Origin of the sequence: Acinetobacter sp. AND/436, from assembly GCF_049546925.1 — a bacterium.
Lineage (GTDB): Bacteria > Pseudomonadota > Gammaproteobacteria > Pseudomonadales > Moraxellaceae > Acinetobacter > Acinetobacter indicus.
Map to the genome: position 1 here is coordinate 25,570 of NZ_JBMXBO010000014.1, position 14,929 is coordinate 40,498.

14 protein-coding genes are annotated in these 14,929 nt (G+C 46.4%); 11 read left to right on the plus strand and 3 right to left on the minus strand.

Annotated features, from left to right (window positions below; translation table 11 throughout):
* Positions 1–143: 143 nt before the first annotated feature.
* The 4 genes from ACPEPR_RS11090 to rnhB all read left to right on the plus strand — a co-directional run bounded on the left by ACPEPR_RS11090 (position 144) and on the right by rnhB (position 3,247).
* Entirely contained in the window at positions 144–902 is a 759-nt protein-coding gene (locus tag ACPEPR_RS11090; protein WP_423562443.1) for an HAD-IIB family hydrolase, read from the plus strand.
* Between the two features lie 13 nt (positions 903–915).
* The gene (locus ACPEPR_RS11095; RefSeq protein ID WP_005176998.1) at positions 916–2,127 is read left to right on the plus strand and encodes a hypothetical protein; all 1,212 of its coding nucleotides are present in this window, start codon (positions 916–918) and stop codon (positions 2,125–2,127) included.
* A 102-nt stretch (positions 2,128–2,229) separates the two neighbouring features.
* Positions 2,230–2,607: a hypothetical protein gene (locus tag ACPEPR_RS11100; RefSeq protein ID WP_423562444.1), complete on the plus strand. Its 378-nt coding sequence runs from the start codon at positions 2,230–2,232 to the stop codon at positions 2,605–2,607.
* 61 nt (positions 2,608–2,668) lie between these two features.
* Entirely contained in the window at positions 2,669–3,247 is a 579-nt protein-coding gene (gene rnhB / locus ACPEPR_RS11105; RefSeq protein WP_104500160.1) for a ribonuclease HII, read from the plus strand.
* Positions 3,248–3,312: 65 nt separating this feature from the next.
* Here the strand turns inward: rnhB and csrA are convergent, their stop codons facing one another.
* The 3 genes from csrA to alaS all read right to left on the minus strand — a co-directional run bounded on the left by csrA (position 3,313) and on the right by alaS (position 7,846).
* The gene (gene csrA / locus ACPEPR_RS11110) at positions 3,313–3,567 is read right to left on the minus strand and encodes a carbon storage regulator CsrA (protein ID WP_016658388.1); all 255 of its coding nucleotides are present in this window, start codon (positions 3,565–3,567) and stop codon (positions 3,313–3,315) included.
* Positions 3,568–3,811: 244 nt separating this feature from the next.
* Positions 3,812–5,092, minus strand: a complete 1,281-nt coding sequence (locus ACPEPR_RS11115) for an aspartate kinase (protein ID WP_160232502.1) — start codon at positions 5,090–5,092, stop codon at positions 3,812–3,814.
* Between the two features lie 60 nt (positions 5,093–5,152).
* Positions 5,153–7,846: an alanine--tRNA ligase gene (gene alaS, locus ACPEPR_RS11120; RefSeq protein ID WP_423562445.1), complete on the minus strand. Its 2,694-nt coding sequence runs from the start codon at positions 7,844–7,846 to the stop codon at positions 5,153–5,155.
* A 405-nt stretch (positions 7,847–8,251) separates the two neighbouring features.
* Between alaS and ACPEPR_RS11125 the strand changes: the two genes are divergently transcribed.
* The 7 genes from ACPEPR_RS11125 (at position 8,252) to ACPEPR_RS11155 (ending at position 14,884) form a co-directional block, all read left to right on the plus strand.
* The gene (locus tag ACPEPR_RS11125) at positions 8,252–9,286 is read left to right on the plus strand and encodes a type I glyceraldehyde-3-phosphate dehydrogenase (RefSeq protein ID WP_075166664.1); all 1,035 of its coding nucleotides are present in this window, start codon (positions 8,252–8,254) and stop codon (positions 9,284–9,286) included.
* A gap of 163 nt (positions 9,287–9,449) precedes the next feature.
* Positions 9,450–9,764: a hypothetical protein gene (locus ACPEPR_RS11130; RefSeq protein WP_005177014.1), complete on the plus strand. Its 315-nt coding sequence runs from the start codon at positions 9,450–9,452 to the stop codon at positions 9,762–9,764.
* 298 nt (positions 9,765–10,062) lie between these two features.
* Positions 10,063–11,229 (plus strand): ATP phosphoribosyltransferase regulatory subunit, encoded by a 1,167-nt coding sequence (locus tag ACPEPR_RS11135; protein WP_005177016.1) that lies wholly within the window; start codon positions 10,063–10,065, stop codon positions 11,227–11,229.
* A 71-nt stretch (positions 11,230–11,300) separates the two neighbouring features.
* Positions 11,301–12,620 (plus strand): adenylosuccinate synthase, encoded by a 1,320-nt coding sequence (locus tag ACPEPR_RS11140; RefSeq protein ID WP_005177019.1) that lies wholly within the window; start codon positions 11,301–11,303, stop codon positions 12,618–12,620.
* Positions 12,621–12,756: 136 nt separating this feature from the next.
* The gene (locus ACPEPR_RS11145; RefSeq protein WP_104469896.1) at positions 12,757–13,542 is read left to right on the plus strand and encodes a M48 family metallopeptidase; all 786 of its coding nucleotides are present in this window, start codon (positions 12,757–12,759) and stop codon (positions 13,540–13,542) included.
* An 88-nt stretch (positions 13,543–13,630) separates the two neighbouring features.
* On the plus strand, positions 13,631–13,939 hold the full coding sequence (locus ACPEPR_RS11150; RefSeq protein WP_423562446.1) for a hypothetical protein: 309 nt from the start codon (positions 13,631–13,633) through the stop codon (positions 13,937–13,939).
* Between the two features lie 162 nt (positions 13,940–14,101).
* Positions 14,102–14,884 carry a M48 family metallopeptidase gene (locus ACPEPR_RS11155; protein ID WP_423562447.1) on the plus strand — a complete coding sequence of 261 codons (783 nt, stop codon included), beginning with the start codon at positions 14,102–14,104 and terminating at the stop codon, positions 14,882–14,884.
* Positions 14,885–14,929 lie beyond the last annotated feature (45 nt).

Sequence of the window (14,929 nt, forward strand, 5' to 3'; positions counted from 1 at the left end):
GCATCTAGTTTCATAAAATGATGAAAAAAATAGGCCTACTTCATGTAGGCCTGTTACTTTCTTGTTATAAAAAAGTAAGTTAAAGCAATATTAGGCTAAGAATCTTATAGGATTCTAAACAGATAAAGCCAATATAAGTACAGATGCCAAAATTTATAATTTTTACAGATTTAGATGGGACTTTATTAAATCATGATAATTACAGCTATGGGCAGAACATAGAGCTGATCCAGCGTTTAATTCCGGATTCTCCGGTTATTTTATGTAGCAGTAAAACCGCAGCGGAAATCCGCCATTTGCAGCAACAGCTCGGTTTAAGCGGCATGCCTTTTGTGGCTGAAAATGGGGCATATATCTATTTTAATGCGCAGCATGACTATCAAAGTCCCTTATCCAGTACCGACATTGCGGTGCAACTACAGCAGTTAAAAGCAGACTATGGCTTAAATTTTCAATGCTTTAGTGATTGTGATGCCGTACAGATTGCAGCGCTGACCGGTTTGGCGCTGGACGATGCAGCACGGGCTTTAGAACGTCCGTATAGCGAAGTCATTATCTGGAATCCGGACAGCCGGGCCGAAGATGAAGCGATATTATCGCAACATCTGGCCAGCAATTTGCATATGCTTCATGGTGGACGCTTTAGCCATATTTTAAGCCGTGACTGTGATAAATCGCTGGCGGTGAACTGGCTGAAACAGTTTTATCCGACGCAAATGGTGTGTATTGGGCTGGGGGATAGTGAAAACGATCTCGATATGCTGAAAGCCTGTCAGCATGCTGTGGTGGTCAAACGGCCGTATAAAGCAGCATTGGCATTAGAACACGATTCTGTGTACTTCACCCGGCAGCAGGCACCAGCGGGTTGGGCAGAAGGATTACAGTACTTTTTACAACAATAAACTGGAGAGGATGATGGTCGATTTTGCACAAGAAGGCATGATTACAACAATACATGATTTAAAACAGCGCCATCTACATGAATATGAACAGGAACTTCGCGAATTTACCAAGTCCAAACCGGTCACCTTAATTTTACCCTCCTTATATTCCGAGCTTGAACATCCGGCGCTAACCCAGATTGTCGAAGAATTAAAAGGCGCCGATTATATCCAGCAGATTATTATCGGTCTGGATCAGGCCAATGCGGAGCAGTTTGCTCATGCGCGGGAATTTTTCTCGGTATTGCCGCAGAACCATGTGATTTTATGGAATGATGGGCCACGTTTGCAGCAGCTGCATCAGCAGTTAAATCAGTTAAATGTCGCGCCTTTGCAGCGTGGCAAAGGTCGTAATGTCTGGTATTGTGCCGGTTATGCCATGGCCGAAGGCAAGAGTCAGGTGGTGGCCATGCACGATTGCGATATTCGTACCTATAAGCGTGACATGCTGGCCCGGCTGATTTATCCGATGGTACATCCACAATTCAGTTTCCAGTTTTCTAAAGGTTATTATGCGAGGGTGGCTGACCGGAAAATGAATGGTCGGGTATCACGTCTGCTGGTGTCACCTTTATTGCAGGCGCTGAAAAAAGTCTTCGGACCGCTGGATTATCTGCTTTATCTTTCAGCCTTTCGTTATCCCTTGTCTGGAGAGATGGCAATTCATGTCGAAGCACTGCGTGACCTGAAGGTGTCGGGCGATTGGGGCCTGGAAATTGGCGTGCTCTCGGAAATTTACCGCAACTATTCCACCAAGCGCATCTGTCAGGTCGATATTGCCGATGATTATGAACATAAACATCAGGAAGTCACCACCGCCAATGGGGATGGTGGTCTAAAACGGATGAGCCGGGATATCGCACTGGCATTTTTCCGTAAGCTGGCGGCGCTGGGGGTGCAGGTCAGTCTGGACAATATTCGGATTATCCGCGCGGCCTATTATCGTAATGCGCTGGATCTGATTGATCACTATTATTATGATGCCACCACCAATGGCCTGAACTATGACCGGCACAGCGAAGAAAATGTGGTGGAATTATTTGCTCAGAGTATTGTCGAGGCAGGGGAGCAGTTTATGAATTATCCGAACCAGCAGTCTTTTATTCCAAGCTGGAACCGGGTGCAATCGGCCTGTCCAACGGTATTTGCGGATATGAAGCAGGCAGTTGCCCTGGATAATGCTTAAATTTGCCATTTATTTGTGCATTGCGGTCAAAAAGATAAACCGAATCCGCGCTAAAGCCCTTAAAATAGGCCGGTAAAATGACGCAAAACTGAAGGAAAATACATGAAAAAGTTGGCTTATGTTTTAGCACCGCTGGCATTACTGTTAAGCGCATGTGCATCTACAGGCACCACTCAGCCTACAGCGGCAATAACGACCCAGCAATTGGGCGGCGCAGCACTGAAAATTGCGATTAATGCCAAATGTGTGACCGAGCTGAACAACATTCCGGCATGGCAAACGGCCACCAAAGTCATGACCAGCACCCAAAAGCAAAATATCCAGACTGAAATCTGTGGTTGTGTCAGCGAAAAAGCACCACAAAATGTGACTGCGGTAGACTTGGCGACAGCAGCGATTGACCCGGCAGCGCGTGCCACCATTGTGAGCAATGTTGTATCAAAAACCATTCATGCTTGTGTGCAAGAAGCAGTACAATAAGCGCAAGATGAAAGAAATAGGCTGACAGGTTCAGCCTATTTTATTGAAGGTAATAATGTCGATGAAAATTGCTGGTGTAGATGAAGCAGGGCGCGGGCCTCTGGTGGGAACCGTGGTGGCTGCGGCAGTCATTCTGGATCCGAACAATCCGATTGCGGGCTTGAATGATTCCAAGAAACTGAGTGAAAAGAAACGTGAAAAGTTATTCATTGAGATTCAGGAAAAAGCCCTTGCTTGGGCCATTGCTGAAGCCAGTCCGGCTGAAATTGACGAGCTGAATATTTTACAGGCCTCATTGCTGGCTATGCGCCGTGCGGTTGAAGCCTTGCAGGTCCAGCCCGATCAGGTCCTGGTCGATGGCAATAAAATTCCGCAAGGACTAAACATGCCGTGTGAAGCGGTGGTGGGTGGAGATGCCTTGCACGCCGAAATTTCCGCAGCCAGTATTCTGGCCAAAGTCACCCGTGACCGGCAGATGCTGGAACTGGACCAGAAGTTTCCACAGTTTGGTTTTGCCAAACATAAGGGCTATCCGACCAAAGCGCATTTTGAAGCAATAGCTTTGCATGGCGTGACTACAGAGCATCGCCGTAGTTTCGGACCAGTACGTAAAGCGCTGGCTTTGCTGGAACAGCAATAATTTTGAAGCGCTAAAAAAACTTAAAGCGGCCGTAGAGCCGCTTTATAACAAGATAACTTTAAGTCTTAACGGTTAAAGTTATTTTGTGGGTAATTATCATCTTCATAAGAAGGCTGATAATCCTGATCGAGATGTTGCAAATGCTCATGCATGGCACGTTCATGTTGAATACGTTGATAAATTTCTTCACGATGAACAGACACTTCTTTTGGCGCATTCACACCAATACGCACCTGGTTGCCTTTGACACCAAGTACAGTAACACTGACTTGATCCCCAATCATTAATGTTTCTCCGACACGTCGGGTCAGAATCAGCATGTTTATCTCCTTGCAAAATGCTAAACCTGCATTGATTTGAAAGTTTTGAAAAGCACAAAATATTTCAAGCGAAATTTTATCAGAACTCTCCCTGACAAAACCTTGTCGGATACAATTCTGTTAAGATTTCTAATTCTCATTATTTCAATATAACAGAGCCACTATAAAAAATACTATAGTGGCTCTGATTTTTTGTAGTTTTTCGCAATATTGTCTGACAATTCCAATAATTGCTGACTACAGATTAAGCACGCGGGCTTGATTCACCTGACTCGCGGTCTAAACCGAACGCCGTGTGCAGTGAACGAACTGCAAGCTCTAAATAGTTCTCTTCAATAATCACTGAAATTTTGATTTCAGAGGTCGAGATCATCAGAATGTTGATGCCTTCGTCTGCAAGTGCGGTGAACATTTTGCTCGCTACGCCAGCATGTGAACGCATACCCACGCCGACAATTGACACTTTCACGATGTCGTCACGGGTTGCAACTTCACGTGCACCAATTTCCTGTGCAGTCGCTTCAAGAATCGCTTTGGCTTTGGCTAGTTCACCACGGTTTACGGTAAAGGTGAAATCAGTGGTGCCATCTTCTTCAACGTTCTGGATAATCATATCCACTTCAATGTTGGCAGCGCCAATTGGGGCCAAGATTTTAGAGGCAATACCTGGCTCATCTGGCACACCGAGAATAGTCAGTTTAGCTTCGTCACGGTTAAACGCGATACCTGAGATAATTGGCTGTTCCATGTTGTCTTCCAATTCAGTAGTAATAAGAGTTCCGACGTTGTTTTTAAACTCTTCGTCAAATGCACCATCGTTGTCGTTATCGAAGCTAGATAGTACGCGTAAAGGCACCTGATATTTGCCAGCAAATTCTACAGAACGGATTTGCAGGACTTTTGAGCCTAAAGATGCCATTTCCAGCATTTCTTCAAAGGAAATACGATCCACTTTTTTTGCTTTTGGCGCAACACGCGGGTCAGTGGTGTATACACCATCAACATCGGTGTAGATCTGGCATTCATCTGCTTTTAATGCTGCGGCTAACGCAACACCGGTTGTATCTGAACCACCGCGGCCTAAAGTTGTGGTATTGCCTTGCTCGTCTACACCCTGGAAGCCTGCAACCACAATCACACGGCCGGCATCTAAATGACCGGTCATGACATCGGTGTCAATCGCTTCAATACGGGCTTTGGTGAACGCGCTGTCAGTTTTAATTCCGACTTGGCGACCGGTTAGAGATTTAGCTTCTACGCCAATAGAATTGAGCGCCATAGCTAACATGGAAATCGTTACCTGCTCACCCGTAGAAACCATCTGGTCAAGTTCACGTGGGTCAGGGGTGTCGGTAATGGCTTTCGCGAGAGCGAGCAGGCGATTGGTTTCGCCACTCATTGCTGATACAACAACGACCACCTTGTGGCCATGGTCATGCCAGCGCTTTACGCGACGAGCAACATTTAAAATGCGCTCGGGCGTACCCATAGAAGTACCGCCATATTTTTGAACGATTAATGCCATAGTTGTTCCATATAAGCCATGACCCTGATTGCCGCCAGGGTCAGTTACACAAAAGTGAAGTTATTTTGCTTCCAGCCAGGCAGTTAACTCTGCCATCACGGTTGCAAACTTCTCGTTTAGTGGCGCGCCACCTTGTGCTAAGTCAGGTTTACCACCACCTTTACCACCAAGCTCAGTAGCCAAGTGTTTGATGATGTCACCTGCTTTAATAGACGTAGTGAAGTCTTTTGCAACGGATGCAATCAGGCTCACTTTGTCACCCTCTACACCGGCAAGTACAATCACTGCGTTGTCTAATTTTGATTTCACACCGTCATGCAGGTTGCGCAGTGCTTTGGCATCCATACCCTGAACAGTGGTAATAAGTGTTGCACGGCCAGCAATGGTCTGAACTTGGCTTAAAAGTTCACCCGCTTGCAGGCTGGCCAGTTTCTGATTCAGCTGTTCAATCTGTTTTTGCAGGCTAGATGCTGTTTCAACAATTGCTTCAACTTTCTCAATGGTTTGCTCTTTCTGTGCTTTTAACAGCGCATTAATGGTGTTGATGTCACGATCAGCTTTTTGCGCAGCTTCAATCGCTTTGGTGCCTGTCACCGCTTCAATACGACGCACGCCTGCAGCCACACCACCTTCAGAGGTTATTTTGAACAGACCGATGTCACCGGTGCGTTTCACGTGAATACCGCCACACAGTTCAATCGAGAAGTTTTTCTCTTCAATTACTGAACCCATAGACAGTACGCGAACTTCATCACCGTATTTCTCACCGAACAGCATCATCGCGCCTTTGGCTTTGGCCGATTCGATATCGAGTAACTCAGTTGTTACTGGTGTGTTGGCAATCACTTCAGCATTCACCAGACGTTCAATTTCTTGCAGCTGTTCAAATGAAACCGGCTGATCGTTGGCAAAGTCGAAACGTAATACGTCTGATGCAACCAGTGAACCTTTTTGCTGTACGTGTGAGCCCAGAATTTGACGCAGCGCAGCGTGCAGCAGGTGAGTGGCAGAGTGGTTACGCGCAGTCGCAGCACGAATGTCCGCTTTGACAATTGCTTCCACGTTTTGTGCTGCTTTCAGGCTACCCATGGTTACAATACCCTGGTGTACAAAAGCGCCGCCCGATTTTTTGGTGTCTTGCACTTCAAAAATACCGGTGTCGTTTTTGAAAATACCGGTATCACCGATCTGACCACCGCTTTCTGCATAGAATGGCGTCTGGTTCAGGACGATCAGTGCTTCATCACCTTCAGCGACTTCGTCAACCTGTTCACCATCTTTATAGATGGCAATGATTTGACCTTGACCCGCAGTGGCATCGTAACCATCAAACTGGGTTTCACCATCAACCTTTACTACGCTGTTGTAGTCGATGGCGAATTTACCGGCATCGCGTGCACGTTGACGCTGTGCCGCCATTTCAACTTCAAAGCCAGCTTCATCAATGGTTAGGTCGCGTTCACGGGCAATATCTGCAGTTAGGTCGGTCGGGAAACCGTAAGTGTCATACAGTTTAAATACCACTTCGCCTGGAATCACAGAACCTTTTAAGTTCGCCAGTTCGCCTTCAAGCAATTTCAAACCTTGCTCAAGTGTTTTGGCGAATTGTTCTTCTTCTTTCAGTAATTGCGCTTCAATACGTGCTTTTTGAGCTTCCAGTTCAGGATACGCCGCACCCATTACTTCAATCAGCGGTTGCAGCATTTTGTGGAAGAATGAACCGGTTGCACCGAGTTTGTTACCATGACGCACGGCACGGCGGATAATACGGCGCAGTACATAACCACGTCCTTCGTTAGACGGATTGACGCCATCTGCAATCAGGAAGCAGCAAGAACGGGCATGGTCAGCCACCACTTTAAGTGAAGCTGGATATTGTACCGGTGTGCCTTTTTCTTTGGCTTCAGCTTCTAGTGCAGAGGTATCTAGACCAATAATTTCAGCTGCTGCTTTTAAAAGATGCTGGAACAGGTCAATTTCGTAGTTGGAGTTGACGTGCTGTAATACGGCAGAAATACGTTCCAAGCCCATACCGGTATCGACCGAAGGAGCAGGAAGCGGGTGCAATACGCCATCAGCAGTACGGTTGAACTGCATAAAGACGTTGTTCCAGATTTCAATGAAACGGTCGCCATCTTCTTCAGGTGTGCCTGGTAGGCCACCCCAGATATGATCGCCATGGTCAAAGAAAATTTCAGAACATGGACCGCATGGACCGGTATCACCCATAGCCCAGAAGTTATCAGATGCGTATTTCTCGCCTTTGTTGTCGCCAATACGGATAATACGTTCTGGTGCTAAACCGATGTCCTTGTTCCAGATGTCGAATGCTTCGTCATCGGTGTGGTAAACCGTGGCATACAGTTTGTCTTTTGGCAGGGCTAACCATTCATCACCGGTCAGGAATTCCCAGGCAAACTTGATCGCATCACGCTTGAAGTAATCACCAAAAGAGAAGTTACCTAACATTTCAAAGAAGGTGTGGTGACGCGCGGTATAGCCGACGTTGTCTAGGTCGTTATGTTTACCACCGGCACGTACACATTTTTGTGAAGATACGGCACGGACATAATCGCGCTTTTCCAGACCTAAGAAACAATCTTTAAACTGGTTCATACCAGCATTGGTGAACAGCAACGTTGGGTCGTTGGCGGGAACCAGAGAACTCGACGCGACACGTGTATGCCCTTGCGATTCAAAGTAACGCAAAAATGCTTCACGAATTTCAGCTGATGTCATAAAACGAGTACTCACAACCAAGTCACTCCATAATTCTCGATTTGGCTAAAAGCATAACAGTCTGACAAGATTTTCTCTGCTGTTATACGGGCTTAAAATTTAAAAACGCCAAATTATAACGGAAAAAGCCACACTCACCAATGATTTTAAAGTGTTTTGATGACAAATCTGCGGCGAAAACCCAAACCTTAAAGTCATCTAAACTGCTGTGAAATCACAAGCTGTTGTCATTGCTGCGGTTTAGCCAGTTACCGTGCATCCTGCTTCTTTTTATCAAGCAGAAAATAGTGCTGCTAACTGCTTAAATATTGGACAGGTTTAAATTAATTGCTGAGTTTGGCAGGAATTATTCGCCGTGTCTGGCGGAAATCCTTTAACATAAGCACAGACAAGATTGATGTGCAGTTTGAAGGAATACGGATGCAACGAGTGGCGATTAATGGCTTTGGGCGAATTGGGCGAAATGTACTGCGTGCCTGGTTTGAAAATCCTAAAGAATTTCATTTTGATATTGTCGCGATTAATGACGTTGCCGATGTTGCCACGCTACTACATCTGTTTAAATACGATTCAACCCATGGCCGTTTTCCGGGGCAGGTAGAAATCCAGCTGGAACAGGAACAGATTTATCTGTGCATACAATCGGGTGAGGCCAAGCTGAAAGTTCAGGTGCTGAGCCAGCCACAGCCGGCACAGTTGCCATGGCAGCAGTTAAATATTGATGTGGTGCTGGAATGTACCGGCCTGTTCCGTTCGCGTGAAGCTGCAACCCAGCATATTCATGCCGGTGCCAAACGGGTGATTATTGGCGCAGCACCGTTTGACACGGTTGATGCCGCCATTGTTTACGGGGTCAATCATCATGAGGTCAAAGCCTCAGACCAGATTATTTCCAGTGTTTCCTGTACCACTCAGGCCTTGGTGCCGTTGGTTAAAATTGTGGATGATGCTTTTGGTATTGAAACCGCGCTGATGACTGAAATTCATGCTGTCACGGCTGATCAGTCGGTGCTGGATCATGCGCACCGTGATTTACGCCGTGCACGTGCATCCGGTCAGAATATTATTCCAACCACCTCAAGTGCTTTAGGCGCCTTAAAACAGGTGATGCCCAAAATGGAAAACCGTATTGATGGCTATTCGATTCGGGTGCCCACCATTAATGTCGCCGCCATTGATGTCAGCTTTATTTCCCAGTCACCCATTACCGTGCATAAATTGAATGAAGTGCTGGTGAAAGCCGCGCAGCAGGATTATGCCGAAATTATGCAGGTCACCGATGAGCCACTGGTATCGAGTGACTTTAACCATTCGCCGTATTCTTTAATTGTCGATCTTACCCAGACCATGGTGGTCGGGCATCAGGCCAAAGTCTTTGCCTGGTATGACAATGAATGGGGCTATGCCAACCGTTTACTGGATTTATGTGAATCTTTTGCCCATCAGGCGCATTAATTTCTATCTGTCCAAATCTTTGCCTAAGCTTGGACTGTACGATGGTGGTCTAACCGGGCGAAATGCGATAATAGCCGAGTATTGACAGGTTGGAGGCGATTTTTCGCCTTTTTGCTATATTTTTCGTTAAGATAAAACAAAACAAATAAGTCGAGCACTACACATGATGTTTATTCTACTTTGGGGATTTATTTTACTGTTGGCCGTAGCGGTGATTTTTCTGATCTGGCTGCAGTTTAAAAACCAGCATGATCATTTGAATCGCCAAAGCGATAATCATCAGCTCGAAAACAAAGTCATCAGTCTGGAAGAGAATCTGAAAAAGACTTTAGAGATCATGCAGGATCTGGCCAAGAAAATGCACGTGCAGCAGGAAGCGCTGGATAAATCAGCGCAGCGTATTCATCAGCTGGAAACTCAGAATGTTGAGCTGGTGAATTTAATTACTCAGGTGCTGGATCCGAATAAAGTCAAATAAGACTTTTTTAAGCAGATCAACGCAGGGCAGAGTGAAGGTGATTTCCATCTGCGCTGAAAAAAAAGATGATGAGTTTGGGATGTGTCCAGCTCCTTTATCTTCTTCCGCAAAAACAGCTTTTACTCTCGAAACGACAGCTCCAGTCGGGCAGGATTGCAATGGAATTGATCAGACAGAGAAAATTATCAAATTTGCGATGCACAGCCCATTTGATCGTGCTAAACTAGGAGAAATCGGGTGTGCTCCCGATTTTTTTATGCGGATTTGTTCCGCGCAGACAAGAATTTAGGTTTACAACATGCCCATTTCAGAGACATGGTTATTACCTGATGGTGTAGCTGATGTATTACCAGAACAAGCGCAAGTCATCGAAACATTGCGCCGTAATTCACTGGATTTCCTCGCATCTCGAGGTTATCAGTTGGTGTACACGCCATTTATTGAATATATCGAATCTCTCTCTTCTCTTTCAGAATCGAATCAAGATTTAGACCTGGCCACGTTCAAGGTGATTGACCAGCTGTCTGGTCGTCTGCTTGGCGTGCGTGCCGATATGACGCCACAGGTGGCGCGTATTGATGCGCATGTACATCCGGTAGATGGTGTGGCGCGTTATTGCTACGCTGGTACAGTTTTGCATACCAAGCCACAGGGCTTTAATACCACCCGTGCACCTCTGCAACTGGGTGCCGAACTGTTCGGTTCCGACAGTATTGATGCCGATGTGGAAATGGTTGACCTGATGATCAGCCTGATTCAGGAAGCCGGTCTGGCCGATGGTATCCATCTGGATTTAGGTCATGTGGGTCTGTTCCGCAGTCTGGTACAAAAAGCTGGTCTGAACAAAGCCACTGAGCGTCAGTTGTCTGATTTATATCAGCGTAAAGCCTTGCCAGAACTGGCGGACTTTACCCAGGATTTAGCCTTTGGTTCAGATTTCTATGCGCTGGGCCGTTTTGCCAGTGATCTGGATGCACTGGAAGCCCATTTAAGCGCCGATGTGCTGGCCAATGTGGAATTCAAACATGCCTTTGATGCGGTAAAAACCACCCAGGCAGAAATTCAGGCACGCTGGCCAAATCTGCATATCGGGATTGATGTGGTAGAGCTGCGTTCGTATCACTACCATACCGGTTTAATGTATGCCGTTTATGCACCAAACCGTGCTGCACCACTGGCTCAAGGCGGCCGTTATGATGGTATTGGCCAGCATTTTGGTCGTGCCCGTCCGGCAACCGGTTTCTCTTGCGACTTATATGCGCTCAGCGCCGGTCGTTTCGAAGCAAAATCGGTGGTGGTTGCACCAAAGGGCAATCAGGCAGATTTATTGGCTGCAATTCAGGCCACCCGTACCCAAGGCTTAAGTGTAATTCAGTTATTGGGTCAGGATGATTTAAGCTCTGTACCGTATGCAACTCACCAGCTGGTGAATCGTAACGGTGAGTGGACGGTCGAAAAAATTTAATCGCCAGCGCATGTGTTCATGTCACATGCGCCTGGTTTTCAATTTTAACAGCATGATGTAATGAGGCTATTATGGGCAAGAATGTTGTGGTACTTGGTACCCAATGGGGCGACGAAGGTAAAGGTAAAATCGTCGACCTGCTCACAGATCAAGCGGCTGCGGTAGTACGTTATCAAGGCGGACACAACGCAGGTCATACTCTCGTGGTTGGTGGTAAGAAAACTGTATTACACCTCATTCCATCTGGTATTTTACGTGAAAACGTACTGTGCTTAATTGGTAACGGTGTGGTGCTTTCACCTGAAGCGCTGATCAAGGAAATGACCATTCTTGAACAGGAAGGCGTGCCAGTTAAAGAACGTTTACGTATTTCTCCAAACTGTCCATTAATTCTTCCGAACCACATTGCGCTGGATCAGGCACGTGAGAAAAAACGTGGCAATGCCAAAATTGGTACTACCGGTCGTGGTATTGGCCCTGCCTACGAAGATAAAGTGGCGCGTCGTGCAGTACGTGTGGCTGACCTGGTACGTGGCGGTGACGCATTACGTGCGCAGCTGGCTGAATTGCTGGATTACCACAACTTCCAGTTAACTCAATACTACGGTGTTGAAGAAGTTAAACTGGACGACGTGATTGCGCTGTGTGACCAATGGCGTGAAGTGATTGCACCATTAGTGGTGGATGTAACTACTGAAATTCATAATTACCGTAAAAACGGTGACAACATTATGTTTGAAGGTGCGCAAGGTTCATTATTGGACGTTGACCACGGTACTTATCCGTACGTGACTTCTTCAAACACCACTGCGGGCGGCGTAAGCTCAGGTTCTGGTTTAGGTCCATTGCATCTTGACTATGTGCTGGGTATTACCAAAGCCTACACCACACGTGTGGGTGCTGGTCCGTTCCCAACTGAGCTGGTCTACGACGCGGCAAATGATGTGGGTGATGCAATTGGTAAACACCTGGGTACAGTGGGTCACGAGTTTGGTGCATCTACTGGCCGTCAACGTCGTTGTGGCTGGTTCGATGCAGAAATCCTGCGCCGTTCAGTCGATGTAAACTCACTGTCTGGAATCTGCCTGACCAAGTTAGACGTATTGGATGGTTTAGAAGAAATTAAAATCTGTGTTGGCTATGAAAACACCGATTCAGGTTGTGTCGGTTCTTCTGACGCGCTGGCTTATGAAAACTTGAAGCCAATTTACGAAACCATGCCAGGCTGGTCTGAGTCAACTGTGGGTGCGACCAGTGTTGAACAATTGCCTGAAAATGCAATCAACTACATCAAGCGTCTTGAGCAGTTAATTGAATGTCCAATCGATATCATTTCAACGGGTCCAGACCGTGCAGAAACCATTATTCTGCGCCATCCGTTTGAAGCTTAATCGTTTAAGCTGAAATGAGAAAACCCTGTGCTTGCACAGGGTTTTTTATTTTTGGCTCAGAAAAATAGCGCACCATCTTGAGAATTCCCTGATTTTGTTTATAGTGCTAGGCACTTTCGAACAATTAGAGAATGTTATGAAATATAAGAACTTAGCCATTGGAATTGTATTGGCAACGCATTTGACGGGCTGCGCCACTGTGGCAGAACTGGCCGGGGCAGATTCAGCGACTTTAAACTTAAACGCCAGCCAGAGCTATCAGCAAATGTTGCAGGAAGCCGAGCAGAAAAAGGTGCTAGATACCCGTTCTGCCACCTATAAGAAGGTTAATCGCGTGTTTTTAAAGATGAAGCCCTATGCCGACCAGATGAACCAGACCGGGCAGACTTTTGAGTGGCAAGTGGCGGTGATTAAGTCACCTGAAATTAATGCCTATGTGGCTCCGGGTGGCAAAGTAGTGTTCTATACAGGCATTGTTGAAAACCTGAAACTGACTGACAATGAAGTCGCGGCGATCATGGGCCATGAAATGGTACATGCACTGGAAGAACATGCCAAAAGTAAAATTGGTGCCCAGACCCTGACCAATCTGGCGGTTAGTATTGGCTCGCAATATGTGGGCCAGTCGGTGGGTGGTTATGGTGGTTTACTGCTGGATTTGGGTAGCCAGTTTGGGGTAGGGTTGCCTTATTCGCGTAATCTGGAAAGCCGCGCCGACAAAGGCGGTTTACTGTTAATGGCCAAAGCCGGTTATGATCCGAATGCAGCAATTACGCTCTGGCAGAAAATGAATGCCAACGATGCCCGTGGAAATAGCGCTATTGCCAAGTTTATGTCGACCCATCCAAGTAACAATGACCGTATTGCCGCGTTACAGCAGATGATGCCGGAAGCAATGCAGTATTACCGCGCTGCGAAGTAATTCAAGACTAAAGTTGCACACATCAGCACTGTCTATTCAGATGGTGCTTGCTAGAATAAAACACAGAAAAAACATTGGGTCAGGCAGGATGCATAAAAATATTTCAAGCACCATTTTCTATTCGTTATTATTTGCCATGGGCGGTGCACCGACCATGGCGATGTTGCTGATTCTGTTACAAAAGCATGATCCGAATATTATGTATCAGGCCTTTATTGGTCTGAGTGTGATTTTTGCCTGTATTTTGGTGCCGCTGGTACTGATCCAAAACGCCTATTTATTCTATAAACGTAAAAATCCGGCACTGGAAGAGAAAATGGAAGTGGTTTCGCAGATGTATCTGGGCCTGAATATTTTCTGTCTGGTATTCTGGATTTTCTATCAGTTTGCCTATTAAGGCCGTATTCCGCTCGTTGCTGCTGATGTAGCTACAGTTTACACAGCACTGCCATTGTTTACATAAATGATATGATTATGAAGCCATTTCAGATTTAAAGCATTGAAATGATTTCATATAATTCATGAGTATGTGTATAGCCGAATGGCGGAGATTATTATAATGAACAAAAAATTGGTATTGAGTTTTTGTGCCGCAAGTGCAATCACTTTTTCAGGCTGTACCACCGTGGCCGATATGGCCGGTGCAGATACCGCAACCCTAAATGCAACCGCGGCGCAAAGTTATAGCCAGATGGTGCAAGATGCGCGTAACAAGGGGCAGCTGGACACCAGTTCGAGTACCTATAAACGTATTAACACGGTGTTCCAGCGTTTAACACCGGTTGCCAACCAGATGAACCAGACTGGTCAGCCATTTAGCTGGCAGCTGGCAGTATTAAAATCTGACCAGATTAATGCCTTTGTCGCGCCGGGCGGTAAAGTGGTGTTCTATACCGGTATCGTCAATAAACTGAATCTGACCGATGCCGAAATTGCTGCGATTATGGGCCATGAAATGGTGCATGCTCTAGAAGAACATGCCAAGAGTAAAATTGGCGCGCAGGCACTGACCAACCTGGCTTTAAATATCGGTTTAAGCGCAGCAGGCAGTAACGTTGGCCAGTTAGGTACTGCAGCAGCACAATTGGGCGCACAGGTAGGTGTGGGCTTGCCATATTCACGTAATCTGGAAAGTCGTGCCGATGAAGGTGGTTTAATGCTGATGGCGCGTGGTGGCTATAACCCGCAAGCGGCAATTACCCTGTGGGAAAAAATGAACCGCTTAGAAGGTGGTGGTGGGGTATCGTTCCTGTCGACTCACCCATCGAACAGCCAGCGTATAGCAGCGATGCGTGAGAACTTGCCGGCTGCTCAGGCCATTTATAACCAGAACCGTCGTTAAGCCTCTGGGTTTAAAATGGATTTAAAAAATGCCTCATATGATGAG

What these genes read in the sequence shown, in the direction of transcription:
- ACPEPR_RS11090 (WP_423562443.1), top strand. Translation starts at nt 144, where the DNA reads ATGCCAAAATTTATAATTTTTACAGATTTAGATGGGACTTTATTAAAT.
- ACPEPR_RS11095 (WP_005176998.1), top strand. Translation starts at nt 916, where the DNA reads ATGGTCGATTTTGCACAAGAAGGCATGATTACAACAATACATGATTTA.
- ACPEPR_RS11100 (WP_423562444.1), top strand. Translation starts at nt 2,230, where the DNA reads ATGAAAAAGTTGGCTTATGTTTTAGCACCGCTGGCATTACTGTTAAGC.
- rnhB (WP_104500160.1), top strand. Translation starts at nt 2,669, where the DNA reads ATGAAAATTGCTGGTGTAGATGAAGCAGGGCGCGGGCCTCTGGTGGGA.
- csrA (WP_016658388.1), bottom strand. Translation starts at nt 3,567, where the DNA reads ATGCTGATTCTGACCCGACGTGTCGGAGAAACATTAATGATTGGGGAT.
- ACPEPR_RS11115 (WP_160232502.1), bottom strand. Translation starts at nt 5,092, where the DNA reads ATGGCATTAATCGTTCAAAAATATGGCGGTACTTCTATGGGTACGCCC.
- ACPEPR_RS11125 (WP_075166664.1), top strand. Translation starts at nt 8,252, where the DNA reads ATGCAACGAGTGGCGATTAATGGCTTTGGGCGAATTGGGCGAAATGTA.
- ACPEPR_RS11130 (WP_005177014.1), top strand. Translation starts at nt 9,450, where the DNA reads ATGATGTTTATTCTACTTTGGGGATTTATTTTACTGTTGGCCGTAGCG.
- ACPEPR_RS11135 (WP_005177016.1), top strand. Translation starts at nt 10,063, where the DNA reads ATGCCCATTTCAGAGACATGGTTATTACCTGATGGTGTAGCTGATGTA.
- ACPEPR_RS11140 (WP_005177019.1), top strand. Translation starts at nt 11,301, where the DNA reads ATGGGCAAGAATGTTGTGGTACTTGGTACCCAATGGGGCGACGAAGGT.
- ACPEPR_RS11145 (WP_104469896.1), top strand. Translation starts at nt 12,757, where the DNA reads ATGAAATATAAGAACTTAGCCATTGGAATTGTATTGGCAACGCATTTG.
- ACPEPR_RS11150 (WP_423562446.1), top strand. Translation starts at nt 13,631, where the DNA reads ATGCATAAAAATATTTCAAGCACCATTTTCTATTCGTTATTATTTGCC.
- ACPEPR_RS11155 (WP_423562447.1), top strand. Translation starts at nt 14,102, where the DNA reads ATGAACAAAAAATTGGTATTGAGTTTTTGTGCCGCAAGTGCAATCACT.